This window comes from Neisseria subflava (assembly GCF_024205745.1).
Classification (GTDB): domain Bacteria; phylum Pseudomonadota; class Gammaproteobacteria; order Burkholderiales; family Neisseriaceae; genus Neisseria; species Neisseria flavescens_B.
Map to the genome: position 1 here is coordinate 576,180 of NZ_CP073117.1, position 26,263 is coordinate 602,442.

The window sequence follows — 26,263 nt, forward strand, 5'->3', positions numbered from 1 at the left end:
TTCTGGTTGGCGACTCCATTGTTAAAGAGTATAAAGACTTTAGATTTTATGAATATTAAAAATAGGAACAGTCAATTGAACTGCTCCTATTTTTCTGCTAAATATATTGTAGTTTTCTTATATGTATAATGATAGATTAGCGGATTCTCATCTACGGTACTTACTTCAAATATGAAGAAGTGATCGCGGTTATCTCTGGACTTTTCCTTATTGAGGACAAAGTAATTCTTACGTGAAGTCGCCATTGTTTTTAGGATATCATCAGTTAGGAAGGTCAATGGAATATTCATGTTAGAGTAGCGGTAGAAGTCACGTTCAAAATCTTGGTAGCTCTCGCTATAATAGTCCATGTTTCCCAAACCATCTTGGCTGGGCAAGGAAATCACGGCAGACGGTAAATTCACCAATGCGTATCTGAGCAAACATCCGTATTCGTCTTGGACGGAATAAGGGCGACAACCTCTCTGCACATACAAAAAGGCATGTATCGCACATGCCTTTTTTCTTTTCAGACGGCCTGATTTGCCTTACCAATATTTGAATCAAGCTGCTTTCGACATACCGTTTCAAATATCGGGCAAACCCGTGTGTTTTATCAGTTGAAGCTTATGCCGGACGGCAGGCCACCATGTAGTTGACCTCGGTCGAGTCACACAGGGAATAACGGCCGCTCAACAAATTGTAGGTCATGCCCTTGCTGCCGACGGTATCCAATCCGGCTTGGCGGCACATGCGCGCAAGTTCTGCCGGCGTGATGAATTTTTTCCAGTCGTGCGTGCCTTTGGGGACGAATTTCAACAGATATTCCGCACCGACAATCAGATGCAGATAAGATTTGGGATTGCGGTTGATGGTGGAGAAAAACACCATGCCGTCGGGTTTGACCAGTTTCGCGCAGGCTTGAACAATGGCGGACGGATCGGGAACGTGTTCCATCATTTCCATACACGTTACCACGTCGAAGCTGTGCGGCTCTTCGGCGGCGAGGTCTTCGACGCGGATGCAGCGGTAATCGATATTGGCAACGTGCTGAGCGGCCGCATGGGCAGCGGCGGTTTGCAGGGATTTTTCCGCCATATCGATGCCGGTAACGTGTTCTGCGCCGCGTTTGGCCATGCTTTCCGACAAAATCCCGCCGCCGCAGCCTACATCCAGCATGCGTTTGCCTACCAATCCGGCATAGCCGTCGATATAGTCGAGGCGTAAGGGGTTGATGTCATGCAGGGGCTTGAATTCGCCGTTTTTATCCCACCATTTGTCGGCGATTTGGCTGAACTTGGCGATTTCGCCGGCATCTACGTTGTCGTGTTGATTGCTCATGGTTTGCTCCTGCATAAAATAATTCGCCTGATTTTAGCCGATTGCGCTTCAAAATAAAATGTTTCAGACGGCCTTTGCCTGTTTATCGGCCCTATTTCAACTTTCATCCGCCTGCCCATAAAAAACGCACCTTGTTGCAAGGTGCGTTTCAATCGGTACGATTTAGAATTTAGCGCCGGATTCGTTGGCCATGTAGTCAACTGCGGCTTTCACTTCATCGTCGCTCAGGCTACCGTTGCCGCCTTTGGCAGGCATGGCTTGGAAGCCTTCGAGGGCATGTTTGTGCAAGGTGTCTTTGCCTTGTTTAATGCGAGGCGCCCAGTCTTCTTTTTTGCCTACGGCAGGAGCGCCGGGAATCAAGCCGCTGTGACATGCTTTACAGTTCGCTTCATAAACAGCTTTGCCGTCCACTTTGGCGGATTCTGCAGGTTTGGCTTCAGCAGCAGGCGCTTCAGTTTTTTCTTCAGGCTTGGCGGCTTCTTCAGGTTTAGCGGCTTCCTCTGCTTTGCTGGCGGCAGCTTCAACCTTATCGGCAGCTTCTTGAGCGGCAGACGCAGTCGCATCGGCAGCAGAAGCAACTTCGTTTTTAACTTCAGATGCAACGGCTTGAGCAGCCTCTTGAGTCTCCTGTTTAGCCTCTTGGGAACAAGCTGTCAAACCAGCCATCATCATTACGGCAATCAGTAATTTGTTCATGTTCGGTCTTTCCTTAGTTTTAGTTTAAATCACTGTTTTATATAAACAGCTTAAAAATTCTAGCATAGAAACTAATACTTTCGACCTACACTATAATAAATATTGGCATAAATCAGATTTTGTCTCAAAAACAGGAAAAATATATTGACACCACACCTCTACTCAGATAGAAATCAACGCCCATTTGTCATTTAGTATGGTATTTTTCATTTTATTGTTCAATCAGTTATAATCTTAATTTTTAATGTTTCTTTTTAAATTCAATTTTTTACAAATTTTCCAGATAATACCATAAGCATTAAACCGCCTCTTATCTCCAAAAGGCCGTCTGAATCCCAATCAGGTTTCAGACGGCCTTTTTGAATCATGTTAATAAACATTTGCCGCTTGGCCATGCAAAAGACACCGGCAGGCCTACTTGTTTATAGAGTTTTTCATATCCCGACTACAATTTAATTCAGTCCCGCCATTAGTCTTTTGCCAATGTTTCAGCTTCAGCCCACAATCCCCGCTTCTGCTCTGCCGTCAATTTCTTAATGCCGATTTCCTGTTTCAGCGCTTCACTCTTGTTCAGGCCGTCTAAAACGATGCGCATCTCGACAGGCTTGTTCAAACGCGTGTATTTCGCGCCTTTTCCTGACAAATGCGCCGCAAATCGCTCTTGCGGACGGTTGCTGATGCCGCAATAAAACGCGCCGTTTTCGCACAAAATCAGGTAAACGCTCCAACTTTCCGCGCTCATGCGTCTGCTTCCTTGGCGAAACTTTCTGTGAAAATACGGACGGCGGCTTCGGTTTTGGCGGATTGGACGCGGTAAGGCGTAACCAAATAGAGGCTGACCGGCGGCAGCGTCCATTCGGGCAAAACGGTTTTCAGACGACCTTGGGCAATTTTTTCCCGAACTTCGCCGCCCACTTGCAAAGACAAACCGAAACCGCTTTCGGTCAGGCTGCGGACGGCGGCAAGATGCGTGCAGGTAATGCTGTCGGCGACATCGAGGAAATAGCTTTCTTCACCATTTTGCAAGGTGGTGCGGACAGGTAAAAAATGCAGCCAGCGGTGCGCATGAAGCTGAGAGGGATGGGTGATGGGCGGATGCCGGTCGAGATAATCGGGCGCGGCGCAAATCATATACGGCCAAGTCACGAGATAGCGCGCAACCAAGTTGGGATCGTCCAAAGCGCGGTCGCCGCCGCGTATGGCGATGTCGGTTTGGCTGTGTTGCAGGTCGTCCAAAGTATCGCTGAAATTGAGGATGGGGCGGATTTTTGGGAACTCGGTTTGCAATCTTGCAAACGCCGTCTGAAAAGCGCGGGATTCGATGACCGTGGAAGTCAGGGAAATACGTAATTCGCCGACGGGTTCGGTTTTAAGATTGTCGATAACGGTACGCGTATCGGCAAGCGTGGCGGCTAAGCGGCGGCAGTATTCGCCCAAGGCTCGCCCGGCATCGGTAGGAGCAAGGCTGCGCGTGCTGCGGTTTAACAGCTTGATGCCGTGCAGGGTTTCGAGGCGGTTGATGTGCTGGCTGACGGCAGATGGGGTCATGCCCAACGCGGCCGCAGCGGCGTTCATGCTGCCGTGTTCGAGGACGGTAGCGAAAACAAGCAGGGGTTTGATGTCTTGCATTCTGTTTCGATTGTTTAGTTCAACTTCACAATAATAACAGTAAATCAGGGATTATCAAACGTTTCAGACGGCCTTACAATGCACTCATCAAATCAATCACACCCCACAAGGAGTCAAACATGAAAATCGCAGTTATCGGTTCAACAGGTTATGTCGGCAACGCAGTCGTTCAAGAATTGGCAGGCCGCGGTCATGAAGTGACTGCTTTCGCCCGCAATACGGACAAAGTGTTCCAAGCGCAAAATGTTGCCGCTGTCTCCGCAGATGTCAACGCGGCAGATTTTGCCGACAAGCTGGCCGGTTTTGACGCCGTAGTCAGCGCGTTCAACCCGGGTTGGACCAATCCGAACATCGGCGCAGATTTCACACGCGGCGCAAACAGCATCGTCGAAGCGGCAAAAGCAGCACAAGTGCCTTATTTGTTGGTAGTCGGCGGCGCAGGCAGCCTGTATGCCGCACCTGGTTTGCAAGTTATCGATACGCCCGACTTCCCCAAAGAAATTTTCGACGGCGCCAATGCCGCACGCCATCTCTTGGCAGGGCTCCTGCCGCGCCGCGACGTGAACTGGTCTTTCGTTTCCCCTCCGGCACGACTGGGCGCGGACGGCGGCTTCAGCGAAGACAAAACCGGCAAATACCGCTTGGGCAAAGATGATTTGCTGATGGACGGTGAAATTCCGGCAGGCATCAGCGTGGCCGATTTGGCAGTCGCCATCGCCGACGATGTGGAAAACAAAGCGCATTTGTTTGAACGCTTTACCGTCGCCGCTGTTTAATCGTCTTAATTTAAAGGCCATCTGAAACCCAAAGTTTCAGATGGCCTTTTCATATTCGGATCGATAGAAATAAATATTTAATTACAATTTTGCTATAGCAAACATAACTAACTTCCGATATTTCAAGGCTTCCAACCTCGTCAGTCCCACCTGCGCGGAAATGACGGCAATAGGTATTGCGTATCGAAAATAAAGTAATTGGGCTATATAAAACAAAAACCACCGTTTCCACCCACCTCAAACGGCAGGCGGTTTTAATTCAATTTGATTTTTCGAGCCACCACCAATTTCGTTATCTATAAAATCATTGAATTGTTGACGGAACTCCATTGGTCGAGCGATATAAGGAATCGGAGCATGACTGCCGCCCGTCCCTCTGACCACTACGGAGCCATAATTGAAAATCCTGCCCCAAAAACCTTGATTTACCGAAATACTTTCGATACGGTTGATATTTATCTCAATTGTTTGCCGGCGGATAAAGCCAAACTTAGCGATAACCCTTTTGTTAGTTAAAGCAAGCTCGGTTGTCATTACATTCAATACCGCGAACACTATAAATACGATACCGATTACCCACATCAACAGCAGGATACCGAAAAAAATCCTCCAGAATTGGGAAAACCACGATACTTGCGCTTTATAAACAATACGTTCACCTCGCCCTAAAGAGCTTTCAATATAACTTACCATTTGACGTTCTCCACATTAGGTATTTTCCAAAAATACGGATTATAATCCGTGGATAAATAAGCGTCAAAATTGGATATTTTGAGATTTGTGAAGACAAATCTCATGAGTAAAATCAGTGTATTGATAGGTATAAAAATCCGAGAAATCCGCAAACAGTCCAATATCAACCAAGAAAGCTTAGCCTTACTTGCCGATATAGACAGAAGCTATATGGGTAGAATAGAAAGGGGGGAGGTCAACATAACGGTTGATAAACTATATCAACTGTCTTCTGCTTTAAACTGTTCCGTACACGACTTACTGCCGGATGATTTGGAAATTAAAAATACTTGAACCATTCAAGTAGTACGCCCACATTTCCAATCTGCTAAAAAGGTCGTCTGAAACCCCAAAACCCAAAGTTTCAGACGGCCTTTTGCTATAATACGCCCATTAAATTTATCTATACGCGAGTTCTCATGTCCGCAACCCAACCCACCATCGCCGCCATCGCCACCGCCCCCGGACGCGGCGGCGTCGGCGTTATCCGTCTTTCCGGCAAAAACCTGCTGCCTTTGGCGCAAACCCTCAGCGGCGGCAAAACGCCCAAACCGCGTACCGCGCTTTACACCGACTTTCTCGGCAGCGACGGACAGCCGATAGACAACGGCATCCTGCTCTACTTCGCCGCGCCAGCCAGCTTCACCGGCGAAGACGTGATTGAGTTGCAGGGACACGGTGGCCCTGTGGTAATGGACATGCTGCTTTCGCGCTGCCTCGAACTGAACGCGCGCATGGCGGAGCCGGGCGAATTTACCAAACGCGCCTTCCTCAACAACAAACTCGACCTTGCCCAAGCCGAAAGCGTCGCCGACCTCATCGACGCCTCCAGCAAGTCCGCCGCCCGCATGGCGTTGCGTTCGCTCAAAGGCGCGTTTTCCCAACACATACACGAGCTGGTGGACGACCTTATTACTTTGCGGATGTTGGTCGAAGCCACGCTGGACTTCCCCGAAGAAGACATCGATTTTCTCGAAGCAGCCGACGCGCGCGGCAAGCTCCAAGCCCTGCAAGGTCGTCTGAAAACCGTCCTCGCCAGCGCGGAACAAGGCGCGATTTTGCGCGAAGGCATGAACGTCGTCCTCGTCGGCGCGCCCAACGTCGGCAAATCCAGCCTGCTCAACGCCTTGGCGGGCGACGACATCGCCATCGTAACCGACATCGCCGGCACCACCCGCGACACCGTGCGCGAACAAATCACCCTCGACGGCGTGCCCGTCCACATCATCGACACCGCAGGCCTGCGCGAAACCGACGACGTGGTCGAACAAATCGGCATCGAGCGCAGCCGCAAAGCCGTTTCCGAAGCCGATGTCGCCCTGATTCTGATTGACCCGCGCGAAGGCGTGAACGCCAAAACCCAAGCCATTTTGAACAGCCTGCCCGAAGGTTTGAAAAAAATCGAAATCCACAATAAAGCCGACCTGACCGGCGAACCCGTCGCCGTCCGTTCAGACGGCCTTGCGCAAACCGGCGCGGAAAGCGTTATCAGCCTGTCTGCCAAAACCGGTGCTGGTCTCGATTTGCTCAAACACGCCCTATTGCAGGAAGTTGGTTGGCAGGGAGAAAGCGAAAGCCTGTTCCTCGCCCGCAGCCGCCACCTCAACGCCTTGCACGAAGCCGAAGCCGAGCTGGAAAACGCCGCCCTCTGCAACAACAACCAAATCGAGCTTTTCGCCGAACACCTGCGCCTCGCCCAAAACGCGTGCAGCGAAATCACCGGAGAATTTACCGCCGACGATTTGCTGGGCGTGATTTTCTCGCGCTTCTGTATCGGCAAATAAAACGGTTTGCCATCAAATACAAAGGCCGTCTGAATGTTCAGACGGCCTTTTTTATCACCAAAACAAGCTAATTTCACTTGCGTTTATTTATTGGCAGCTTCTGCCATATTTTTTGCGATTTTGGTTGCGCCAACTGTCAAACCGGACATGCCGATCAAAGAAGCCGCAGCCAATTTGATTAATGTTTTCATTTTAACTCTTTTCTGTGTATTTAAGGGTGTGTTGTGTATTTTTTATTTGTCGGCATCAGCCATATTGTGGGCGATATTGGTTGCGCCGACGGTCAGGCCGGACATACCGATTAAAGAGGCAGCTGCCAATTTGATTAAAGTTTTCATTGTTTGTCTCACTTTCTTGTCTGTCGGCCGAAAAACGGCCTAAGTTGCGTTTTCTGAAGTATTGTAATCAATTCGTTTATAATTGAATTATTTGTGTACTACCGTTTCAATATTGTAGGCGACGCCGAGTGCGGAGGCCGGTATCCCCGACATACCGATTAAAGAAGCGGTAGAAAGCGTTATTAAATGTCCCATTTTAAGTAGTCCTTTTTCATAGATACAAAATGTTATTTAACAACATACACATTTTTTCGCCGGCATCCGCGCTGCCGATAGGACGAATCATACCGTGTTAATCGTTAATTAATACAACTTTTCCGTAAAGAAAAAATACTAAAACATACATAATGAATATTTTAGTTAATTTATATTTTGTTTTGAAAATGACACCGATGTCTTTTCAATGACACCGATGTCTTAATTACATACACACTACAAACGTATCTTGCTGCGCCCATAAAATTCCTCCTTTTTTGTTGCAAAATTGCACTCTAAATTAAATATAATTTTAAATTCAAGATGTTATAAATCTATATTTTCCTCAAACTAAATCTTCAATTAGTCAAAATCAATACCTTTAATAGCTTCTTTTAAAGAAAATACGCGTTTCTAGCGCCTATCCGACCATAAAATGCGCTACAAATATATGATATAGTGAAACATTCTGCGTATTGACTATTTCCAGCATGAACAACACCCTAATTCTGACCGGCGCGGCCGCATTTTTTATCGGCGCGCTGTTTGCTTGGCTGATAACACGCTACCAAGCCCAAAGCCGACACTTTATTGTTTTGCAAGAATTAGCCGAAAGCCGCCGCCTGCATGAGTTTGCCGAACAGGTGCAGGCTCAAACTGCGGCGGATTTGGCGCAAAGCCGCCATACCGTGCAGGAATTGCAAGACGAATTGCAGGAGACGGGCAACCGCTTTGCCGCAGCCGAAAAACAGATTGCCTATCTGCAAGATTGCGAGGCCGAAGCCGAAGCTTTAAAACACGAATGTGCAAAATGGCAGCAAAGCGCGCAAAACCTGCAAATCAACAATGAGCGATTAAACACGCAGCTGGTTCAAGAACAGGCCTTGAGTGCGGATAAAAATACGCTTTTGCAACAACAAGAAATGGAAAAAGGCCGTCTGAAACAAGACTACGACACGCTGTTGGAGCAAAACCATGCGCTGCAAGTCCAAAACGAACGCCTCTCCACACAACTGACGCAAGAAAAAGCCAATATCGACGACAAAAACAGTCTTTTACAGCAACAGGAAGCCGAAAAAGGCCGTCTGAAACAAGAATACGCCGCCCTTTTAGAGCAAAATCACGCACTTCAAGTCCAAAACGAGCGCCTCAACACCCAATCGGAAAAAGACCGTCAGGCTGCCGAAGAAAAATTGGCCTTGCTGGCAGATGCACGTAAAAACTTGAGCGACCAGTTCCAAAACCTCGCCAATACTATTCTGGAAGAGAAAAGCCGCCGCTTTACCGAACAAAACCACGACCACCTCCAGCAACTGCTCAATCCGCTCAACGAACGCATACACGGCTTCAGCGAGCTGGTTCAGCAGACTTATGAAAAAGAAGCCAAAGAACGCCTAACCATCGAAAACGAGCTCAAACGCCTGCAAACCCTCAACACCCAGCTCCACCACGATGCCAAAGCGCTGACCACCGCGCTGACCGGCACGCAAAACAAAACTCAAGGCAACTGGGGCGAGATGATTTTGGAAAGCGTATTGGAAAATTCCGGCCTGCAAAAAGGCCGCGAATACATCGTTCAAGCTTCCAGCGTCCGCCACGAAGCAGACGGCACTCAACGCCGCCTCCAGCCCGACGTCCTCATCAATCTGCCCGACAACAAACAAATCGTCATCGACTCCAAAGTATCGCTGACTGCCTACGTCCGCTATACGCAAAGCACCGGCGCAGAAGCAGAACGCGAGCTTGCCAACCACGTCGCCAGTATCCGTGCCCACATTAAAAGCTTGGCCGCAAAGGATTACACCGACCTTGAGGGCGTCAAAACGTTGGACTTCGTCTTTATGTTCGTCCCTGTCGAACCGGCCTACCTCCTCGCCCTGCAACACGATCCAAACCTCTTCCAAGAGTGTTTCGACAAACGCATCATGCTGACCGGCCCCAGCACCCTGCTCGCCACCCTGCGCACCGTTGCCAACATCTGGCGCAATGAGCAGCAAAACCAAAACGCACTGGCGATTGCCGAAGCAGGCAGCAAACTCTATGACAAATTTGTCGGCTTTGTCGAAAGCATGGACGGCATCAATAAAGCGCTTGGTCAGGCACAATCCCAGTTTCAGACGGCCTATGGCCGCTTGGTTTCCGGTAGGGGCAACCTCATCAGCAGCACCGAAAAACTGCGCAAATTGGGCATCAAAGCCGGCAAACAACTGCAACGGGATTTAGTAGAAAAGGCCGTGTCGGAAACCGAAGACCATGCCGCTTTACCCACCACACAAAATCAAGAAAATAACTGACAAAATTTAAAACATTGCAAATAAAGGGAATTTAACCAATGAGCAACATCACCATCATCCTTGCTGCCGATACCGGCTACGCCGAACAAGTCCATACCCTGATGAAGTCCATCTGTACGCACAATACAGGTGTCAATTTCTACCTTATGCACAACACCTTCAGGAAGGAATGGATCAACTATACCAACCAAAAACTCGCCGCCAGCGGCAGCCGTCTGAATGATGTCAAAATCGAAATGGACTTCAGCCAATATCGCCGCCTACCCCATATTTCGGATGCCGCATTTTTCCGCCTGATGATGCAGCACCTGCCCGTCGACCGCGCCCTTTATCTCGACAGCGATATGGTGATTACCCAGTCCCTGCACGATTTGTTCAACCTCGATATGCGCGGCTATCCCGTTGCGGCGGTACAAGATTCCTTTTTTGCCCGTACCGAATGGAATCACCCGACCGGCCTGCACACCACGCCCTATTTCAATTCAGGCATGCTGTTGGCCGACTTGGCGCAATGGCGGGAACACAATATCGCGGCGCAACTGCTGCAAACTGCTGCCACCATTGATAAATCCGTTCCCTACGGCGACCAATGCTTTCTAAACACCGTATTTCAAAAAAATTGGCTGCAATTGGAAGAATCTTGGAATTTTCAAACAGGCGCAGTCCAATATTTCCAAAAACGAAACCTCAGCGAAGTATTCCCCAAACCCGACACCGTCCCGCCCATTATCCACTACACCACACGCGCCAAACCGTGGTTGTGCGATTACGGCGAGATTCCTTTTATCGAAGTCTATTGGCAATACTATTGCGCCGACTGGCCGAAAGCGTAATTTCAGGCAGGGAACCCCTCTCCTTCGATTACTCTTAAACAACTCATCATCAAAAACAAAAGGCCGTCTGAAATCGTTTCAGACGGCCTTTAAGCCATAAAAAAACAGGCAGAGACCTTTGCAAAATTCCTTTTCCCCAACGGCCGAAACCTAAACACAGGTTTTCGGCTGTTTTTTATTTCAAATATCCACTGATTCTAACCAAATACCCCCTTAATCCCTCTTGGATACCTGATAATCAGGCATCCGGCCGCCTTTTAGGCAGCTACAGGCGCACTTAGCCTGTTGGCGGCTTTCAAAAGGTTCAAACACATCGCCTTCAGATGGCTTTGCGCACTCACTTTGAGCAGCCCGAAATAGGCTGCCCGCGCATAGCGGAATTTACGGTGCAGCGTACCGAAGCTTTGTTCGACCACATAACGGGTCTTCGACAAATATCGGTTGCGTTTGGTTTGCGCTTCCGACAGCGGATGTTTACGGTGGGCTTTGCGCATAATGCCGTCCTGCAGTCGACGCTCTTCCAGATATTGACGGTTTTCCGCACTGTCATAGCCTTTATCGGCATAGATAGTCGTGCCTTCGGCTATCCCTTCTAGCAAAGGCGACAGATGTTTGCACTCATGGGCATTGGCGGGGGTAATGTGCAGTTTCTCGATATAGCCTTCCCCATCGGTACGGGTATGTTGTTTGTAACCGAGTTTGTAGAGGCCGTTTTTCTTTATCCAACGGGCATCGCTGTCTTTACTCGGTGTGGTTTGGCTGCTGACTTGTCCTTCTTCATCGACTTCTATGGCCTGGCGCTGTTTGCTGCCGGCGGTCTGGATAATGGTGGCGTCAATGACGGCGGCGGATGCTTTCTCTACTTTTAAGCCTTTTTCGGTCAGTTGGCGGTTGATCAGTTCCAATAATTCGGACAGGGTGTTGTCTTGCGCAAGCCAGTTGCGGTAACGGCATAAGGTGCTGTAATCGGGGATGCTCAGTTCGTCAAAACGGCAAAACAGGTTGAAATCGATGCGGGTGATGAGGCTGTGTTCGAGTTCGGGATCGGAGAGGCTGTGCCATTGTCCGAGCAGGATAGCTTTGAACATGGACAACAGGGGATAGGCGGGACGGCCGCGGTGGTCTCTAAGGTAACGGGTTCTTTGACGATTCAGGTACTGTTCGATCGGTTGCCAATCAATCACCTGATCCAACTTCAATAGTGGGAAACGGTCGATGTGTTTGGCAATCATGGCTTGTGCGGTTTGCTGGAAGAAGGTGCTCATGGAAAATCCCCTAAATGTCTTGGTGGGAATTTAGGGGAATTTTGCAAAGGTCTCATGCTGTCTGTTGGTTTTGGCAACCCAAACTATGCTTGCTGTGAAACCTGCCCCAACTATTAAATGCTGTTTTACTCCCTGCCGACCAGCAACTCCGCCAGTCTTTCACCGAATTTCTGCAAAGATTCGTTACTGTTCAAACCGTGAGAACCGCTCGGAAACGGCAATACTGCCAGCAATGTGTCGTTTTGATTGCGCTTCCATTTTAATTTTTTTCCGACGATTTCTTCCTGACGAAAACCTGAAAGGCCGTCTGAAAACGCAACGTTAAACTCCTTATCGTAAGATGTGCCGAATCCGATAATCAGGCGCGGGCGGTATTGTTCCGCCCATTGGTTCATTTGGGCAAAGCGGTATTTGTTGCAGAAATTGACGTATTCCTGCTTGTCGGCAAAACCCGTAATCTCGGAAAACTCCTGCTGCCAAAGGCTGGCATCAGTGTTTTTAAACGCAATCGGATACAGGTTCATTTTGAAATAGCCCGAATCCGCTTTGTGTACAAACGGCTGCACTTCTTCGGCAAAGCGGCGGTAATTCTCTACCTGCCCGCCGTTTAAGGCGCACAACAGTTTGCAAACGCTGATGTTGTAAGGATAGGCAACGCATTCCTGCCAGTCTCCATAACCGAACTCCGTGTCGCCTGTGTACGGCTCTGCCGCAATCTGCCGCAGGTTTTCAACGGTGTGCCCGCCGCCCCATTCGATGCCGCATACCCATACAGACGGTTTCTCAGGAGAACCGATGTCGCCGCCGTCGCAGCCGTGAAAGTCGCGCAGCCAGTCATAGTTTTGTTTGATATTCATTTAATTCCCCTAGTATCAAAATATCTATCCATTTCCACGAGTTACATCATCTGTACTTTCATAAATCTCAAATTTTATTTTTCCACCTTCTTTCCAAAAATCTACATTCATAGAGCCTGTGGTTTTACGCTTTCCTCTCTGCACTTTCATGCTATATCCGCAATCAATATGGCCACCACTTACAACTTCCCCACCTATTTCATAAATTTTACCTTTATACATTAGCTGACTCTTCCCAATTTTTCCAAGCCAAACCGTAATATTCTTTTGGGAATCAATATATGTCCCGATATTAGGATCAGAGTTAATCAACGCAATTGCTTGATTACTGCAAAATTCCGTTGCCACTTTGTTATTTTTAACAAAGGCACCTGCATTTAAACTCATACAACCCAATACAACCGATAAAATAAATTTCTTCATTTCAAACTCCTTATTAGTATCCAATATACATCCAACGCTCCGTTTCAGGAATCAACCTTAATCTAACAGTATGACTCAAAACATTTCCTTTATCACTTTCAAAATAAACAGTTGCATCAGTTACATATCCTGAATAATTTCCAACTTGGATCTGAGCAACATGGTAACAATCCTGTTGAATATATTTCTCAGAATTGATTTTTTGAGAAAAAACCAGAGCCAAAATTGGAACGGTTGCCTGCTCTCCATAATCGTTATCAGCAACCCATTTGAAATCAATATGGGTTTCTTGCTTCAAATCCTGATAACTCGCATTACAGGCAAGAGAACCGATAAGCCGGCTCAATACGGGTTTGATACCCCTCCAATCCGAATAACTCACTTTTTCCGGCCGGGCTTTATCCAACAGTCGGTTTACATCGGCCTGTGTTTTTTCCTGAATAAAATAAGGAGAATTAAGCAGGGATACGGTTTGCTGGGTTGCCGTACCCTGTTGCAGCTTTTGATTCAAATCATCCAAATAAGCATTAACGTAAGGTTGCACAGATTCGCAAGCCGTCAGCGTCAATACCAGACAATAAAGCAATAATTTCTTCATATGATACCCCTTAATCAGTTTGATAAAAATTGAGTACGCTCACCCGTCATCCGCGCATAACACTGATGAAAACGGACAGTCTGTTCATTTTTATCAGCCTCACTCAGCGACTCGACCTTACATTTGTTTTCGCGTTCTTTAAGCCACGCTCTTTGCAACGGTAAAATTTCCTGCCTTGCTTCCTTATCCAAACCATTCCAAACCAAATTCAGTTTGTCATCAGACAGCTTCGCCAACGACTTGGCCTGCGCAACACGTGCTTCGGCTTCCTTTTCCTGTGCCGCAGCCAACTCTGCCTGCCTTTGCCATTCCGCCTCCTGAGCCTCTCTTGCAGCCTGTTCTTCTTCCTGTTGTATTCTTTGGGCTTCGGCTTCTTCCTCCTGCGCCTGTTTCTTAGACATGGCCAAAGCAAGCAGTTGGGTTGGTGCTTGAATTACGTTGTCCTGATTTGCCTCAATTTCGGCAAAAATCACTTTCTTATCATCGCTGGGCTGCAAGTTGTACAACAACGTGCCTTCAAAACTGTTAGCCGACTGCTTGGATTTTTTAAACGCGTACGAATCCAAGAAATTCTCCAAACTGTCTGCATTGCCACGGATTTTCAACACCGTTTCGGCATCTTTCACAGTTTCTACTGACGGTGTGATGCGGAATGTAGCCTGACAAAAAACTTTCGTACTGTTTGGGTCTTCTTTGGAGGTGCGGATTTCCTCAAAACTCATCGGCAAAGCGTCAATTGATGCTCTGATATTGGCCAAATCAAACGATCCGTCATATTTCAAAGACTTTTCGATTTCTTCCCCAACCAAACTGCGCAGAACCTGAATACCATTTTCATTCGAACAGGCAACTTTACCTCCGCCGATGTCGCACGCATTCAGTGCAAAAACAGAAGCTGCCGCAACGCCGATCAATTTTATTTTTCCCATTTGAAATTAAACCTTTTAACAAAATTTTTTGTATATTGCATAAAATTTGTATGATAAACTTCCGCCCATGCCGACAACACCAACCCGCAGTATCAGCAATACCAACCAATAAGGAGGCTGGATGGAAGTTCATGAAAAAATCCGTAAGATTCGCGAGTTGAAAAACTTCTCGCAGGAAAACATGGCCGAGCAGTTGCAGATGTCGGTCAACGGCTATGCGAAAATCGAGCGCGGGGAGGTGGGTTTGCAGATGGTCAAGCTGGAAAAAATCGCCGATGTGTTGGGCATGGACGTGGTGGATCTGCTCACGGTTGAGAAAAATCTGGTGTTTCTGAATATGGAAAACAGCACCAACTCCGCCAACTATTACGCATCGCAGGAGCAGTATGTGATCGAAATCGAAAAGTTGAAGCAGCAAAACGGCTATTTGCAGGCCATATTGATGGAAAAAGAAAAACTGATTACTTGGCAAAAGCAGCAGCTTGACAGTTTGAACGAACTGATTAGAACAATCGGACGCGGATAGGAAACCTGTGGTTTTGATGGGCGACGAAGTCGAACCCCGCCGCGCCTTCATCGAAAACAACGCCCTGATCGCGCAGAACATTGACGCATAAAACCGTTTAAAGGAAAACCATGAGCTACCCGCAACAGGCCATAGACAACATCCTCAAACAGCGGAGACAACCCGTGAACAAACGCAAAACGAAAAACCGCCAAGCCCGCGCCGCACGACCTGCCGTGTCGGTGCGGCGGGCGAAGCCTTTGGAAAAGCTGTCGGAAAAACTCTTTGCTATCAGCATGGTCACGGCGTTTGCCGCGCTGGTGCCGCTGTTTTCCCTGATAGCGGAGATTGTGCGCGCCGTCATGGGAAACGGCTTTTCAGACGGCCTGAGACCTTTGCAAAATTCCTTTCCTTCCAACAGCCGAAATCCAAACACAGGTTTTCGGCTGTTTTCGCCTCCAATTACTCCTGATTTTACCCAAATTCCCCCTTTTTTCTCCCCGGACACCCCATAATCAGGCATCCGGCCGCCTTTTAGGCAGCTACAGGCACACTTAGCCTGTTGGCGGCTTTCAAAAGGTTCAAACACATCGCCTTCAGATGGCTTTGCGCACTCACTTTGAGCAGACCGAAATAGGCTGCCCGCGCATAGCGGAATTTACGGTGTAACGTACCGAAGCTTTGTTCGACCACATAACGGGTTTTCGACAAATATCGGTTGCGTTTGGTTTGCGCTTCCGACAGCGGATGTTTGCGGTGGGCTTTGCGCATAATGCCGTCCAGTAACCGATGCTCTTCCAGATGTTGTCGGTTTTCCTCACTGTCATAGCCTTTGTCGGCATAGACGGTTGTACCTTTGGGCAAGCCTTCCAACAAAGGCGACAGATGTTTGCACTCATGGGCATTGGCGGGGGTAATGTGCAGTTTCTCGATATAGCCTTCCGCATCGGTACGGGTATGTTGTTTGTAACCGAGTCTGTAGAGGCCGTTTTTCTTTATCCAACGGGCATCGCTGTCTTTACTCGGTGTGGTTTGGCCGCTGACTTGTCCTTCCTCGTCGACTTCTATGGCCTGGCGCTGTTTGCTGCCGGCGGTCTGGATAATGGTGGCGTCAATGACGGCGGCGGATGCTTTCTCTACTTTTAGGCCTTTTTCGGTCAGTTGGCGGTTAATCAGTTCCAGCAATTCGGACAGGGTGTCGTCTTGCGCCAGCCAGTTGCGGTAGCGGCATAAGGTGCTGTAATCGGGGATGCTCAGTTCGTCAAAACGGCAAAACAGGTTGAAGTCGATGCGGGTGATGAGGCTGTGTTCGAGTTCGGGATCGGAGAGGCTGTGCCATTGTCCGAGCAGGATAGCTTTGAACATGGACAACAGGGGATAGGCGGGACGGCCGCGGTGGTCTCTAAGGTAACGGGTTCTTTGACGATTCAGGTATTGTTCGATCGGCTGCCAATCAATCACCTGATCCAACTTCAATAGTGGGAAACGGTCGATGTGTTTGGCGATCATGACTTGTGCGGTTTGCTGGAAGAAGGTGCTCATGAGAAATCCCCTAAATGTCTTGGGTGGGAATTTAGGGGATTTCGGGGGGATTTTGCAAAGGTCTCAGGCAGAACATTCTGCCTGTTTTGTATTCAAACCCGACCGTAAAGCAGGCTTTTCCACTCATCCTCGGTCGGCGTCATCGTTATCTGATTAGATACCGCGCAACAATTCGTTCACGCTGGTTTTCGCACGGGTTTGCGCGTCCACGCGTTTAACGATAACCGCGCAGTAGAGGCTGTGGCTGCCGTCTTTGGAAGGCATGCTACCGGATACGACAACCGAACCAGCCGGTACGCGGCCTTGATAGATTTCGCCGGTAGTACGGTCAAAGATTTTGGTGGATTGACCGATGAACACGCCCATAGAAATCACGCTGCCTTCTTCGACAATCACGCCCTCAACGATTTCAGAACGCGCACCGATAAAGCAGTTGTCTTCAATAATGGTCGGGCTGGCTTGCAGAGGCTCGAGTACGCCGCCGATGCCGACGCCGCCGCTCAAGTGCACGTTTTTACCGATTTGCGCGCAAGAGCCGACAGTCGCCCAAGTATCGACCATCGCACCTTCGTCAACGTATGCGCCGATATTGACATAAGAAGGCATCAACACGACATTTTTCGCTACAAAGCTGCCGCGGCGGGCAACGGCACCCGGAACTGCGCGGAAACCTGCTCTGCGGAATTCGTCTTCAGACCAATCGGCAAATTTAGTCGGTACTTTGTCGAAGTATTTGTTCACACCGTCGTTGAGGATTTCATTGTCCTGAATGCGGAAAGACAGCAATACGGCTTTTTTCGCCCATTCGTTGACTTTCCATTCGCCCACGCCCAAACGCTCGGCAACGCGCAGTTTGCCGGAGTCGAGTTGATGAATGGTTTCCAAAACCGCTTCACGCACTTCCTGAGTAACGGTATTCGGATTGATTTCGGCACGGTTTTCAAAAGCCGTTTCAATGATGTTTTGCAAAGACATGTTGATTCCTTCAAGAGTTCAGGGCCGTCTGAAACCTATTCAGGCTACCCTATTACAAATATTTAACTCGTTATTTTGCCATGTAAAAGCGATTTCGTCAGCTCTTAACATGATTAGCGCCGAGCGTTACACGGCCGAATTTCGGCTAAGCCAAGATTTTCAGACGGCCTGTTCGAGTGAATGGAATGACATTTATTTTCCAACCGGTTTCCCAATCACAATATGCAGACTGTCGATTCTGCCGACACGCCGTGCCGATAAATCAATCTTCGCCGCCAATCTTTTGCAGAAGATTTTCAGCCACCACGCCACATTCGATATTCCGCTTTAACGGTTTCGCATTCAAATCCTTTAAGGCCGTCTGAAAGTCGGCAAAATCCATCAACTGCGAACCGAAACGGCGCATATGTTCGGTATCCTGCTGACAGTCTATCAGCGCAACGCCCAAATCCGATAAAAACGGGACGGCGCAGGCAAACGCAATCTTTGACGCATCGGGGCGCAAGGCAAACATCGATTCACCATAAAACACGCAGCCGATTTGCATGCCGTAAAACCCACCCGCCAACTGCATTTCGCCTTGTTCATCAGGCAGCCAACATTCAAACGAATGCGCATGCCCCTGATGGTGCAGCTTCAAATAGGCCGTCTGAAACGCTGGTTCTATCCACGTTCCGTCCTGTTCTGGACGCGGCACATTGGCGCAATGGGCAATTACTTTTTCAAAACAGCGGTTGACCGTTACCCGATACGGCTTGTGGCGCAAAGTTTTGGCGAGCGATCGGCCGATACGCAGGCTTTCCGGCACAATCACGGCTCGTGGCGCAACCGCATACCAGAAAAACCAACCGTCGCGGCTAAACCACGGAAAAATCCCCTGCCCATACGCCGACAACAGCCGCCCAGTATCCAAATCGCCGCTGACACCGACCAAGCCGTCGCATTCTGCCAAAGCGTAAGACGGGTCGGGGAAACGATAATCCCGTGGCGCAAGAAAAGGAATCTTCATCGTAAAGCCCATAAAGTTTCAGACGGCCTCAAGCTAAAAATGCCCAAGGCCGTCTGAAAAATCAACATACAAACTGATTAACGTTTGGTTTTGGTTTGGCATTCGCCGCATACGCCGTACATATACAGCGCGTGATCGACGATGCGGTAGCCGTTTTCTTCGGCGATTTTGTCTTGCAGCGCTTCGATTTCCGGATTGTGGAATTCGGTTACTTCACCGCATTTCACGCAGACGATGTGGTCATGGTGATCGCCTTTGTCCAATTCGTAAACCGCTTTGCCGGTTTCAAAATGGTGACGTTGCAAAATGCCGGCCTGTTCAAACTGGGTCAGCACACGGTAAATCGTCGCCACGCCGATTTCCACACCCTCTTCCAACAGGATACGGTACACATCTTCCGCACTCAAATGCTCCTCGGCATGAGTCTCGAACAAGTCCAAAATTTTCAAACGTGGACCCGTAACTTTCAAACCGCTGTCTTTCAATTGCGCAATGTTGCTGAATTTTTCCATAATATTCAATATCCCTGTAAGGTAATAACCGTTATAATACGCACTTTCCGCCCGTTTGCCCACTATTGGGCCGTTAAAGGGTGGCAATCTGCCGCCGGTCTTGCAATTGAAAATCGGCGAAAAGAAAAATTAAGAAGATGATTATCGTTTGCTTTTTAAAAATATTCAAGCGATGATAAACATCTTTCCCGAAATGACACAGAAAGGTAAGCCCGTGAATAAAGCCTTATGCCTTGCCATCGCCGCTATTTTAGGTCTGGCCTCATGCAGTGCCGAGCGCGTATCCAACTTTCCATCCTACAAACTCAAAATCATTCAAGGTAACGAGCTCAATCCCCGCGCCGTGGTTTCCCTGCGCCAAGGTATGACCCGCGACCAAGTCCAACTGCTGCTCGGTACGCCGCTCCTGCGCGACGCCTTCCATGCCGACCGTTGGGATTACACTTTCAACACCAGCCGCAACGGCATCATCAAAGAACAAAGCAACCTGACCCTGTACTTTGAAAACGACGTCCTCGCACGCGCCGAAGGCGATGCCATTCAAAAATCCATCGAAGCCGTTCAAGCCGGACAAAACGTCGTTCCGACTACCGAAACCAACGCGAAATAAGGAAGCCCCATGAGCGCATTGAAAATCGCCATTGCCGGCGTCAACGGCCGCATGGGTCGCGTTTTGGTTGAAGCGATCAACAACCATCCCGATACCGTTCTCTCCGGCGCACTCGAGCATTCCGGTTCGGAAGTATTGGGTTTGGATGCAGGCTTCGCCTCCGGCCTCAAAACCGGCGTCACCATTTCAGACGACGTGGATGCCGTACTGGCTCAAAGCGATGTCCTCATCGACTTTACCCGTCCCGAACCAACCCTGAAACACCTGCAAAAATGCGTGGAAAAAGGCGTCAACATCATCATCGGCACGACCGGCTTTGACGACGCAGGCAAAGCCGCCATCCAAGCCGCAGGCGAGAAAACAGGCGTTGTCTTCGCAGCCAACTTCAGCGTCGGCGTCAACCTGACCTTCCATATCCTCGACACCGTTGCCCGCGTGTTAAACGAAGGCTACGACATCGAAATCATCGAAGGTCACCACCGCCACAAAGTCGACGCCCCAAGCGGCACCGCGTTACGCATGGGTGAAGTCATTGCTGACGCACTCGGCCGCGACCTCAAAGAATGCGCCGTTTACGGCCGCGAAGGCCACACAGGTCCGCGTGATCCGTCCACCATCGGTTTTGCCACCGTCCGCGCAGGCGACATCGTCGGCGACCACACCGCCCTCTTCGCCACTGACGGCGAGCGCGTGGAAATCACCCACAAAGCCAGCAGCCGCATGACCTTTGCCGCCGGTGCCGTACGCGCCGCAGTTTGGGCAAACGGCAAAAAAGGCCTGTACGATATGCAAGACGTACTGGGTTTGAAAAACCGATAAACCTGCATCATCAGGTTTCATACCTTACAAGGCCGTCTGAAAGCACAACGTCGATTTTCAGACGGCCTTATTAAAAAGAAAGCCCCACCATGTCCTATCAACAAATCACCATCAACGTCAACGATGCCGTCGCCGAACGCCTTGCCGACACGCTGATGGAACACGGCGCATTGTCCGCCGCCATTGAAGATGCCTACGCCGGTACAGAAAACGAGCAGGCCATTTTCGGCGAGCCGGGCATGCCGACCGAGCAAATCTGGCAACAAAGCAAAGTCATCGCCCTTTTCGGTGAAAGCGACGACGCCGCTTCCATTATCGAAGCAGCCGCGCAGGAATGCGGTTTGAACGATTTGAAATACACCGGCGAAATCCTTGAAGATCAAGACTGGGTGCGCCTGACCCAAGCGCAATTCGACCCGATTCAAATTTCCGACCGCCTTTGGATTACCCCGTCTTGGCACGAAGCACCCAACGGCAACGCCGTCAACCTGCAACTCGACCCGGGCCTTGCCTTCGGCACAGGCAGCCATCCGACCACCCGCCTCTGCCTCAAATGGCTCGACACGCAGCTCAAAGGCGGCGAAAGCGTATTGGACTACGGCTGCGGCTCAGGCATTTTGGCCATTGCCGCCCTCAAACTCGGTGCAGGCTCGGCCATCGGCGTAGATATTGACGAACAAGCTATCCGCGCCAGTAAAGACAATGCCGCGCAAAACAACGTCGACGCTCAGTTCTACCTGCCGGACGGCCTGCCGCAAGGTCAATTTGATGTCGTTGTCGCCAACATTCTGGCCAACCCGTTGCGTATACTCGGCGAAATGCTTGCCGCGCGTACCAAACAAGGCGGCCGCATTGTCTTGTCCGGCCTTTTGGACGAACAAGTCGAAGAACTCAGCGGCATTTACAGCCAATGGTTCGACATCGATCCTGCCGAAATCGAAGAAGGCTGGGCGCGATTGAGCGGCGTCAAACGCTAAACCTGTTTTCCGATACAAAGGCCGTCTGAAATTTCATCTTTCAGACGGCCTTTTTGCACTTAAAACGCTGAATATTCCAGCAAAATCAGGTATAATTGCCTATTATTTTGACCTTTCGGAACACATCCGCCGCGCCCGTTTGACATTTCATTGCGCGCACGGAAAAATTCCTTGAAATTCAGCAAGAAAAGACCATGACTGACCAAAAACACGAAGAATACGGCGCCGACAGCATACAAGTGCTGGAAGGCTTGGAAGCGGTACGCAAACGCCCCGGTATGTATATCGGCGACACGCAGGACGGCAGCGGCCTGCACCACATGGTGTTCGAGGTGCTCGACAACGCCATTGACGAAGCACTCGCCGGACATTGCAACAAAATCACCGTAACCATCCATGCCGACAATTCCGTCAGCGTGGCCGACAACGGCCGCGGCATGCCGACCGGCATCCACCCGAAAGAAGGCCGCTCCGCCGCCGAAGTCATCATGACCGTCTTGCACGCAGGCGGCAAATTCGACAACAACAGCTACAAAATCTCCGGCGGCCTGCACGGCGTGGGCGTATCCGTCGTCAACGCTCTGTCCGACTGGGTAACGCTGACCATCTACCGCGACGGTAAAGAACACTTCGTCCGCTTCGTACGCGGCGAAGCCGAAGAGCCGTTGAAGGTTGTCGGCGATTCCGACAAAAAAGGCACAACCGTACGCTTCCTCGCCAGCAGCGAAACCTTCGGCAACGTCGAATACAGCTTCGACACCCTTGCCAAACGTATCCGCGAACTTTCCTTCCTCAATAACGGCGTAGACATCGAGCTGATCGACGAACGCGACGGCAGACACGAAAGCTTCGCCCTCTCCGGCGGCGTGGCCGGCTTCGTGCAATACATGAACCGCAAAAAAACGCCGTTGCACGAAAAAATCTTCTACGCATTCGGCGAAAAAGACGGCATGAGCGTCGAATGCGCTATGCAATGGAACGACAGCTACCAAGAAAGCGTGCAATGTTTCACCAACAACATTCCGCAACGCGACGGCGGTACGCACTTGACCGCACTACGCCAAGTGATGACCCGCACCATCAACAACTATATCGAAGCCAACGAAGTGGCTAAAAAAGCCAAAGTGGAAACCGCCGGCGACGATATGCGTGAAGGCCTGACCTGCGTTTTGTCCGTCAAACTGCCCGACCCGAAATTCTCATCGCAAACCAAAGACAAACTGGTTTCCAGCGAAATCGGCCCCGTCGTCAACGAAGTCATCAACCAAGCACTGACCGACTTCCTTGAAGAAAACCCGACCGAAGCCAAAATCATCACCAGCAAAATCGTCGATGCCGCCCGCGCGCGCGAAGCCGCCCGCAAAGCACGTGAAATTACCCGCCGCAAAGGCGTGATGGACGGTTTGGGCCTGCCGGGCAAACTCGCCGACTGCCAAGAAAAAGACCCTGCCCTGTCCGAACTCTACCTCGTCGAGGGCGACTCCGCAGGCGGGTCCGCCATGCAGGGCCGCGACCGCAAATTCCAAGCGATTTTGCCGCTAAAAGGTAAAATTTTGAACGTCGAAAAAGCACGTTTTGAAAAAATGCTGGCCAGCCAAGAAGTCGCCACGCTGATTACCGCTTTGGGCGCAGGCATCGGCAAAGAAGAATTCAATGCCGAAAAACTGCGCTACCACCGCATCATCATCATGACCGATGCCGACGTGGACGGCGCGCACATCCGCACCCTGCTCCTGACCTTCTTCTACCGCCAAATGCCCGAGCTGGTTGAACGCGGCTACATCTACATCGCCCAGCCGCCTTTGTACAAAGCCAAATACGGCAAACAAGAGCGCTATCTCAAAGACGAATTGGAAAAAGACCAATGGCTGCTCGGTTTGGCCTTGGAAAAAGCCAAAATCGTTTCAGACGGCCGTACCATCGAAGGCGAAGAGCTTGCCAATACCGCCAAACAATTCCTGTTGGCCAAAACCGTCATCGAGCAAGAAAGCCGCATCATTGACGAACTCGTCCTGCATGCCATGCTGCACGCTTCGCCGGTCGATCTCAGCACGGCAGAAAGCGCAGACCGAGCCGTTGCCGAATTGAGCGGCCTCTTGGACGAAAAAGAAGTCGCGCTCGAACGTATCGAAGGCCACGAAGGACACCAGTTCATCAAAATCACTCGCAAGCTGCACGGCAATGTGATGGTGAGCTACCTCGAGCCTAAGTTCCTCAACAGCAAAGCCTACCAAACCCTTACCCAAACCGCCGCCGCACTCAAAGGCATGGTCGGCAAAGGGGCGAAGCTCTACAAAGGCGACAACGAATACGACATCGACAGCTTTGAAGGCGCTTTGGACATCTTGATGAGCGTTGCTCAAAAAGGTATGTCCATCCAACGATACAAAGGCTTGGGCGAGATGAATCCTGAACAACTTTGGGAAACCACGATGGATCCTACCGTCCGCCGCCTCCTGAAAGTCCGCATCGAAGACGCCATCGCCGCCGACGAAGTGTTCGTCACCCTCATGGGCGACGAAGTCGAACCGCGCCGCGCCTTCATTGAAAACAACGCCCTGCTGGCACAAAACATCGACGCCTAAGCATGGAAAGATAAAAGGCCGTCTGAAAACCATTTTCAGACGGCCTTTTTGTTTTTTGTGCTTTATTTCTTATAACTCAAATTCCAACCACTTCGCGTGTTTGCTTCAATAATTTATTTTAATTCGAGTATTTTAGAGCGTTCCAACTGATTCAGATTCTGGACAACCCAAATAACCGGTTTGAAACGCTCCAATCCTCTTCCGCTTTATTCCGCTTTTCCCAAAATCATCGCATCGCCATAGCTGAAAAAGCGGTATTCCTGTTCCACCGCATGACGGTAAACGCTGCGGATATGCTCCATGCCCGAAAACGCGCTGACGAGCATCAGCAAGGTTGATTTGGGCAGGTGGAAGTTGGTAATCAATCGGTCGGCAACATTGAAGCGGTAACCCGGCGTAATGAAAATATCGGTATCGCCGCGACCGGCTTTCAGACGGCCTGTCTCGCGTGCGGCGGATTCCAAGGCGCGCATGGAGGTTGTACCCACTGCCCACACTTTATTGCCGCGCGCTTTGGCGGCTTCAACGGCGGCAACGGTCTCAGCCGGTACGTCAAACCACTCGCTGTGCATTTTGTGTTCTTCAATTTTATCAACGCGCACGGGTTGGAATGTGCCGGCACCGACGTGTAGGGTCACTTCTGCGGTTTCTACGCCTTTGGCTTTCAGACGGCCCAACAATTCATCGGTAAAGTGCAAACCTGCCGTCGGCGCGGCCACTGCGCCTTGATATTTGGCGTACACGGTCTGATAGCGGCTGTCGTCTTCATCATCGGCCGCGCGTTCGATATAAGGCGGCAACGGCAAATGGCCGTTTTGCTCCAAAAGTTCATAAACGGTTTGCTCTCCTTCAAATTTCAGGCAAAACAATTCTTCCGCACGCTCCATCATGACGGCGCGGATATCGCCTTCAAAAATCAATTCCGTACTCGGTTTCGGCGATTTGGACGAACGGATATGCGCCAATGCGGTATGCGCGTCCAATACCCGTTCAATCAGGGCTTCGATTTTGCCGCCGCTGGCTTTTTGGCCGAACAGGCGCGCCTTCATCACTTTGGTATTGTTAAACACCAGCACATCGCCCGGTGCGACATAATCGGGTAAATCGCCGAAATGTTTGTCTTCAATCGGCAATGTAGGCAAGGCAACCAAAAGCCTGCTGCTGCCGCGCACTTCCGGCGGATGCTGGGCAATCAGTTTTTCGGGCAATTCAAAATCAAAATCGGAAATATCCATTGTCGTGCATACTTTAAAAAAACAGGCGCCATTATACGCGCAAAGTTGGTTTTCAGACGGCATGTTTTGTCGAAAAACCAATAAATTAGAATAAACGCTCTTGGGAAAATCACCTTTTAACGAAAATCAGCGTTCCTTTCTTTTTTCGCCGAAAAACGCCTTTTTTCTATCTTTTACTGGACATTTACCGACAAGTTCGGGAAAATAACCAGATTCATTTCTCAGGCTCCGCCCTGTTCCGACATTATTTAAACGCCGGATGGCAAACCCGCCTTCCGACGTCTCAGGAAATCATCTAAAACCACAGCGGCGCATACCCAATATGTACTTTATGCCGCGCTAAAAAGGAAAAGCAATGGATTTGCGTAAATTGAAAAAACTGATTGATTTGGTCGAAGAATCAGGCATTGCAGAAATTGAAGTTACCGAAGGCGAAGAAAAAGTCCGCATTACGCGTACCACTGCCGCCGCAGCTCCTATTTATGCTGCTCCGGCACCTGCCGCAGCCGCTCCGGTTGCCGTCCCTGCCGCTGCTCCGGCCGCAGCCGCTCCAGCCGCCGCCCCTGCAGCTCGCGATTTGTCCAACGCACAAAAATCGCCTATGGTCGGTACGTTCTACCGCGCTCCTGGCCCGAACGCCGCCGCTTTTGTCGAAGTCGGCCAACAGGTTAAAGTCGGCGATACTTTGTGCATCATCGAAGCCATGAAGCTGATGAACGAAATCGAAGCCGAGAAATCCGGTGTCGTTAAAGAAATTCTGGTTGAAAACGGTACTCCGGTCGAATACGGCGAGCCGCTCTTCATCATTGAATAATCCGTTTTTTC

The 26,263-nt window shown here is 49.9% G+C and carries 28 protein-coding genes and 1 pseudogene; 13 read left to right on the forward strand and 16 right to left on the reverse strand.

Annotated features, from left to right (window positions below; all coding sequences use genetic code 11):
- Positions 1 to 86: 86 nt before the first annotated feature.
- Complete coding sequence (locus tag KCG55_RS02805) at positions 87 to 350, reverse strand: DUF5960 family protein (RefSeq protein WP_001821895.1); 264 nt, start codon at positions 348 to 350, stop codon at positions 87 to 89.
- A 1-nt stretch (position 351) separates the two neighbouring features.
- Between KCG55_RS02805 and KCG55_RS02810 the strand changes: the two are divergent.
- A pseudogene (locus tag KCG55_RS02810) lies at positions 352 to 450 on the forward strand (CYTH domain-containing protein); the annotation flags it as partial.
- A 156-nt stretch (positions 451 to 606) separates the two neighbouring features.
- On the opposite strand, the gene ubiG reads toward KCG55_RS02810, so the two are convergent.
- From ubiG to KCG55_RS02830, 4 genes are all read right to left on the reverse strand, one after another.
- Complete coding sequence (gene ubiG / locus KCG55_RS02815; protein WP_254323332.1) at positions 607 to 1,320, reverse strand: bifunctional 2-polyprenyl-6-hydroxyphenol methylase/3-demethylubiquinol 3-O-methyltransferase UbiG; 714 nt, start codon at positions 1,318 to 1,320, stop codon at positions 607 to 609.
- 162 nt (positions 1,321 to 1,482) lie between these two features.
- The gene (locus tag KCG55_RS02820) at positions 1,483 to 2,016 is read right to left on the reverse strand and encodes a c-type cytochrome (protein ID WP_070591545.1); all 534 of its coding nucleotides are present in this window, start codon (positions 2,014 to 2,016) and stop codon (positions 1,483 to 1,485) included.
- A gap of 469 nt (positions 2,017 to 2,485) precedes the next feature.
- On the reverse strand, positions 2,486 to 2,758 hold the full coding sequence (locus KCG55_RS02825) for a GIY-YIG nuclease family protein (RefSeq protein WP_254323333.1): 273 nt from the start codon (positions 2,756 to 2,758) through the stop codon (positions 2,486 to 2,488).
- Entirely contained in the window at positions 2,755 to 3,645 is an 891-nt protein-coding gene (locus KCG55_RS02830) for a LysR family transcriptional regulator (RefSeq protein ID WP_254323334.1), read from the reverse strand. Before KCG55_RS02830 ends, KCG55_RS02825 begins: the two co-directional genes overlap by 4 nt.
- Positions 3,646 to 3,764: 119 nt before the next feature.
- Here KCG55_RS02830 and KCG55_RS02835 point away from each other — a divergent pair, with 119 nt between their 5' ends.
- A complete protein-coding gene (locus KCG55_RS02835; RefSeq protein ID WP_254323335.1) occupies positions 3,765 to 4,421 on the forward strand; it encodes an NAD(P)-dependent oxidoreductase in 657 nt (218 codons plus the stop codon).
- 237 nt (positions 4,422 to 4,658) lie between these two features.
- On the opposite strand, the gene KCG55_RS02840 is transcribed toward KCG55_RS02835, so the two are convergent.
- Positions 4,659 to 5,114 carry a PH domain-containing protein gene (locus KCG55_RS02840; protein ID WP_254323336.1) on the reverse strand — a complete coding sequence of 152 codons (456 nt, stop codon included), beginning with the start codon at positions 5,112 to 5,114 and terminating at the stop codon, positions 4,659 to 4,661.
- A 102-nt stretch (positions 5,115 to 5,216) separates the two neighbouring features.
- Between KCG55_RS02840 and KCG55_RS02845 the strand changes: the two genes are divergently transcribed.
- The 4 genes from KCG55_RS02845 (at position 5,217) to KCG55_RS02860 (ending at position 10,597) form a co-directional block, all read left to right on the forward strand.
- Complete coding sequence (locus KCG55_RS02845) at positions 5,217 to 5,447, forward strand: helix-turn-helix domain-containing protein (protein ID WP_049344313.1); 231 nt, start codon at positions 5,217 to 5,219, stop codon at positions 5,445 to 5,447.
- 125 nt (positions 5,448 to 5,572) lie between these two features.
- Positions 5,573 to 6,937, forward strand: coding sequence for a tRNA uridine-5-carboxymethylaminomethyl(34) synthesis GTPase MnmE (mnmE, locus tag KCG55_RS02850; RefSeq protein WP_254323337.1), 1,365 nt, complete (start codon positions 5,573 to 5,575; stop codon positions 6,935 to 6,937).
- Positions 6,938 to 7,961: 1,024 nt separating this feature from the next.
- A complete protein-coding gene (gene rmuC / locus KCG55_RS02855) occupies positions 7,962 to 9,764 on the forward strand; it encodes a DNA recombination protein RmuC (protein WP_254323338.1) in 1,803 nt (600 codons plus the stop codon).
- A gap of 38 nt (positions 9,765 to 9,802) precedes the next feature.
- The gene (locus tag KCG55_RS02860; protein ID WP_254323339.1) at positions 9,803 to 10,597 is read left to right on the forward strand and encodes a glycosyltransferase family 8 protein; all 795 of its coding nucleotides are present in this window, start codon (positions 9,803 to 9,805) and stop codon (positions 10,595 to 10,597) included.
- Positions 10,598 to 10,854: 257 nt separating this feature from the next.
- On the opposite strand, the gene KCG55_RS02865 is transcribed toward KCG55_RS02860, so the two are convergent.
- The 5 genes from KCG55_RS02865 to KCG55_RS02885 all read right to left on the reverse strand — a co-directional run bounded on the left by KCG55_RS02865 (position 10,855) and on the right by KCG55_RS02885 (position 14,669).
- Positions 10,855 to 11,862 (reverse strand): IS5 family transposase, encoded by a 1,008-nt coding sequence (locus tag KCG55_RS02865; protein WP_254323340.1) that lies wholly within the window; start codon positions 11,860 to 11,862, stop codon positions 10,855 to 10,857.
- A 125-nt stretch (positions 11,863 to 11,987) separates the two neighbouring features.
- Positions 11,988 to 12,719 carry a hypothetical protein gene (locus tag KCG55_RS02870; protein WP_254323341.1) on the reverse strand — a complete coding sequence of 244 codons (732 nt, stop codon included), beginning with the start codon at positions 12,717 to 12,719 and terminating at the stop codon, positions 11,988 to 11,990.
- Positions 12,720 to 12,743: 24 nt separating this feature from the next.
- Positions 12,744 to 13,142, reverse strand: coding sequence for a hypothetical protein (locus KCG55_RS02875; protein WP_016686428.1), 399 nt, complete (start codon positions 13,140 to 13,142; stop codon positions 12,744 to 12,746).
- Between the two features lie 13 nt (positions 13,143 to 13,155).
- The gene (locus KCG55_RS02880; protein WP_254323342.1) at positions 13,156 to 13,740 is read right to left on the reverse strand and encodes a hypothetical protein; all 585 of its coding nucleotides are present in this window, start codon (positions 13,738 to 13,740) and stop codon (positions 13,156 to 13,158) included.
- A gap of 14 nt (positions 13,741 to 13,754) precedes the next feature.
- Positions 13,755 to 14,669 (reverse strand): lysozyme inhibitor LprI family protein, encoded by a 915-nt coding sequence (locus KCG55_RS02885; RefSeq protein ID WP_254323343.1) that lies wholly within the window; start codon positions 14,667 to 14,669, stop codon positions 13,755 to 13,757.
- A gap of 121 nt (positions 14,670 to 14,790) precedes the next feature.
- Here KCG55_RS02885 and KCG55_RS02890 point away from each other — a divergent pair, with 121 nt between their 5' ends.
- Both KCG55_RS02890 and KCG55_RS02895 read left to right on the forward strand, forming a co-directional pair.
- The gene (locus tag KCG55_RS02890; protein WP_254323344.1) at positions 14,791 to 15,195 is read left to right on the forward strand and encodes a helix-turn-helix domain-containing protein; all 405 of its coding nucleotides are present in this window, start codon (positions 14,791 to 14,793) and stop codon (positions 15,193 to 15,195) included.
- 110 nt (positions 15,196 to 15,305) lie between these two features.
- Entirely contained in the window at positions 15,306 to 15,689 is a 384-nt protein-coding gene (locus KCG55_RS02895; RefSeq protein WP_254323345.1) for a hypothetical protein, read from the forward strand.
- 19 nt (positions 15,690 to 15,708) lie between these two features.
- On the opposite strand, the gene KCG55_RS02900 is transcribed toward KCG55_RS02895, so the two are convergent.
- The 4 genes from KCG55_RS02900 to fur all read right to left on the reverse strand — a co-directional run bounded on the left by KCG55_RS02900 (position 15,709) and on the right by fur (position 19,275).
- Positions 15,709 to 16,716: an IS5 family transposase gene (locus KCG55_RS02900; protein ID WP_254323346.1), complete on the reverse strand. Its 1,008-nt coding sequence runs from the start codon at positions 16,714 to 16,716 to the stop codon at positions 15,709 to 15,711.
- Positions 16,717 to 16,869: 153 nt separating this feature from the next.
- Positions 16,870 to 17,691, reverse strand: a complete 822-nt coding sequence (dapD, locus tag KCG55_RS02905) for a 2,3,4,5-tetrahydropyridine-2,6-dicarboxylate N-succinyltransferase (protein WP_254323347.1) — start codon at positions 17,689 to 17,691, stop codon at positions 16,870 to 16,872.
- A gap of 262 nt (positions 17,692 to 17,953) precedes the next feature.
- Complete coding sequence (gene aat / locus KCG55_RS02910; RefSeq protein WP_254323348.1) at positions 17,954 to 18,700, reverse strand: leucyl/phenylalanyl-tRNA--protein transferase; 747 nt, start codon at positions 18,698 to 18,700, stop codon at positions 17,954 to 17,956.
- Between the two features lie 77 nt (positions 18,701 to 18,777).
- A complete protein-coding gene (gene fur, locus KCG55_RS02915; RefSeq protein ID WP_003682812.1) occupies positions 18,778 to 19,275 on the reverse strand; it encodes a ferric iron uptake transcriptional regulator in 498 nt (165 codons plus the stop codon).
- A gap of 151 nt (positions 19,276 to 19,426) precedes the next feature.
- Here fur and KCG55_RS02920 point away from each other — a divergent pair, with 151 nt between their 5' ends.
- From KCG55_RS02920 to gyrB, 4 genes are all read left to right on the forward strand, one after another.
- Positions 19,427 to 19,822: an outer membrane protein assembly factor BamE gene (locus tag KCG55_RS02920; RefSeq protein WP_039862532.1), complete on the forward strand. Its 396-nt coding sequence runs from the start codon at positions 19,427 to 19,429 to the stop codon at positions 19,820 to 19,822.
- Positions 19,823 to 19,831: 9 nt separating this feature from the next.
- On the forward strand, positions 19,832 to 20,641 hold the full coding sequence (dapB, locus tag KCG55_RS02925) for a 4-hydroxy-tetrahydrodipicolinate reductase (protein WP_254323349.1): 810 nt from the start codon (positions 19,832 to 19,834) through the stop codon (positions 20,639 to 20,641).
- 89 nt (positions 20,642 to 20,730) lie between these two features.
- Positions 20,731 to 21,618 carry a 50S ribosomal protein L11 methyltransferase gene (gene prmA, locus KCG55_RS02930; protein ID WP_254323350.1) on the forward strand — a complete coding sequence of 296 codons (888 nt, stop codon included), beginning with the start codon at positions 20,731 to 20,733 and terminating at the stop codon, positions 21,616 to 21,618.
- A 194-nt stretch (positions 21,619 to 21,812) separates the two neighbouring features.
- The gene (gene gyrB, locus KCG55_RS02935; protein ID WP_137041508.1) at positions 21,813 to 24,203 is read left to right on the forward strand and encodes a DNA topoisomerase (ATP-hydrolyzing) subunit B; all 2,391 of its coding nucleotides are present in this window, start codon (positions 21,813 to 21,815) and stop codon (positions 24,201 to 24,203) included.
- Positions 24,204 to 24,409: 206 nt separating this feature from the next.
- On the opposite strand, the gene queA is transcribed toward gyrB, so the two are convergent.
- On the reverse strand, positions 24,410 to 25,438 hold the full coding sequence (gene queA, locus KCG55_RS02940; RefSeq protein WP_254323351.1) for a tRNA preQ1(34) S-adenosylmethionine ribosyltransferase-isomerase QueA: 1,029 nt from the start codon (positions 25,436 to 25,438) through the stop codon (positions 24,410 to 24,412).
- 355 nt (positions 25,439 to 25,793) lie between these two features.
- Between queA and accB the strand changes: the two genes are divergently transcribed.
- Positions 25,794 to 26,252 carry an acetyl-CoA carboxylase biotin carboxyl carrier protein gene (gene accB, locus KCG55_RS02945; protein WP_254323352.1) on the forward strand — a complete coding sequence of 153 codons (459 nt, stop codon included), beginning with the start codon at positions 25,794 to 25,796 and terminating at the stop codon, positions 26,250 to 26,252.
- The last annotated feature ends 11 nt before the right edge of the window (positions 26,253 to 26,263 follow it).

Excerpts from the sequence above, each read along its gene's own strand:
- KCG55_RS02805 (WP_001821895.1), bottom strand. The coding sequence starts at position 350 with ATGGACTATTATAGCGAGAGCTACCAAGATTTTGAACGTGACTTCTAC.
- ubiG (WP_254323332.1), bottom strand. The coding sequence starts at position 1,320 with ATGAGCAATCAACACGACAACGTAGATGCCGGCGAAATCGCCAAGTTC.
- KCG55_RS02820 (WP_070591545.1), bottom strand. The coding sequence starts at position 2,016 with ATGAACAAATTACTGATTGCCGTAATGATGATGGCTGGTTTGACAGCT.
- KCG55_RS02825 (WP_254323333.1), bottom strand. The coding sequence starts at position 2,758 with ATGAGCGCGGAAAGTTGGAGCGTTTACCTGATTTTGTGCGAAAACGGC.
- KCG55_RS02830 (WP_254323334.1), bottom strand. The coding sequence starts at position 3,645 with ATGCAAGACATCAAACCCCTGCTTGTTTTCGCTACCGTCCTCGAACAC.
- KCG55_RS02835 (WP_254323335.1), top strand. The coding sequence starts at position 3,765 with ATGAAAATCGCAGTTATCGGTTCAACAGGTTATGTCGGCAACGCAGTC.
- KCG55_RS02840 (WP_254323336.1), bottom strand. The coding sequence starts at position 5,114 with ATGGTAAGTTATATTGAAAGCTCTTTAGGGCGAGGTGAACGTATTGTT.
- KCG55_RS02845 (WP_049344313.1), top strand. The coding sequence starts at position 5,217 with ATGAGTAAAATCAGTGTATTGATAGGTATAAAAATCCGAGAAATCCGC.
- mnmE (WP_254323337.1), top strand. The coding sequence starts at position 5,573 with ATGTCCGCAACCCAACCCACCATCGCCGCCATCGCCACCGCCCCCGGA.
- rmuC (WP_254323338.1), top strand. The coding sequence starts at position 7,962 with ATGAACAACACCCTAATTCTGACCGGCGCGGCCGCATTTTTTATCGGC.
- KCG55_RS02860 (WP_254323339.1), top strand. The coding sequence starts at position 9,803 with ATGAGCAACATCACCATCATCCTTGCTGCCGATACCGGCTACGCCGAA.
- KCG55_RS02865 (WP_254323340.1), bottom strand. The coding sequence starts at position 11,862 with ATGAGCACCTTCTTCCAGCAAACCGCACAAGCCATGATTGCCAAACAC.
- KCG55_RS02870 (WP_254323341.1), bottom strand. The coding sequence starts at position 12,719 with ATGAATATCAAACAAAACTATGACTGGCTGCGCGACTTTCACGGCTGC.
- KCG55_RS02875 (WP_016686428.1), bottom strand. The coding sequence starts at position 13,142 with ATGAAGAAATTTATTTTATCGGTTGTATTGGGTTGTATGAGTTTAAAT.
- KCG55_RS02880 (WP_254323342.1), bottom strand. The coding sequence starts at position 13,740 with ATGAAGAAATTATTGCTTTATTGTCTGGTATTGACGCTGACGGCTTGC.
- KCG55_RS02885 (WP_254323343.1), bottom strand. The coding sequence starts at position 14,669 with ATGGGAAAAATAAAATTGATCGGCGTTGCGGCAGCTTCTGTTTTTGCA.
- KCG55_RS02890 (WP_254323344.1), top strand. The coding sequence starts at position 14,791 with ATGGAAGTTCATGAAAAAATCCGTAAGATTCGCGAGTTGAAAAACTTC.
- KCG55_RS02895 (WP_254323345.1), top strand. The coding sequence starts at position 15,306 with ATGAGCTACCCGCAACAGGCCATAGACAACATCCTCAAACAGCGGAGA.
- KCG55_RS02900 (WP_254323346.1), bottom strand. The coding sequence starts at position 16,716 with ATGAGCACCTTCTTCCAGCAAACCGCACAAGTCATGATCGCCAAACAC.
- dapD (WP_254323347.1), bottom strand. The coding sequence starts at position 17,691 with ATGTCTTTGCAAAACATCATTGAAACGGCTTTTGAAAACCGTGCCGAA.
- aat (WP_254323348.1), bottom strand. The coding sequence starts at position 18,700 with ATGAAGATTCCTTTTCTTGCGCCACGGGATTATCGTTTCCCCGACCCG.
- dapB (WP_254323349.1), top strand. The coding sequence starts at position 19,832 with ATGAGCGCATTGAAAATCGCCATTGCCGGCGTCAACGGCCGCATGGGT.
- prmA (WP_254323350.1), top strand. The coding sequence starts at position 20,731 with ATGTCCTATCAACAAATCACCATCAACGTCAACGATGCCGTCGCCGAA.
- gyrB (WP_137041508.1), top strand. The coding sequence starts at position 21,813 with ATGACTGACCAAAAACACGAAGAATACGGCGCCGACAGCATACAAGTG.
- queA (WP_254323351.1), bottom strand. The coding sequence starts at position 25,438 with ATGGATATTTCCGATTTTGATTTTGAATTGCCCGAAAAACTGATTGCC.
- accB (WP_254323352.1), top strand. The coding sequence starts at position 25,794 with ATGGATTTGCGTAAATTGAAAAAACTGATTGATTTGGTCGAAGAATCA.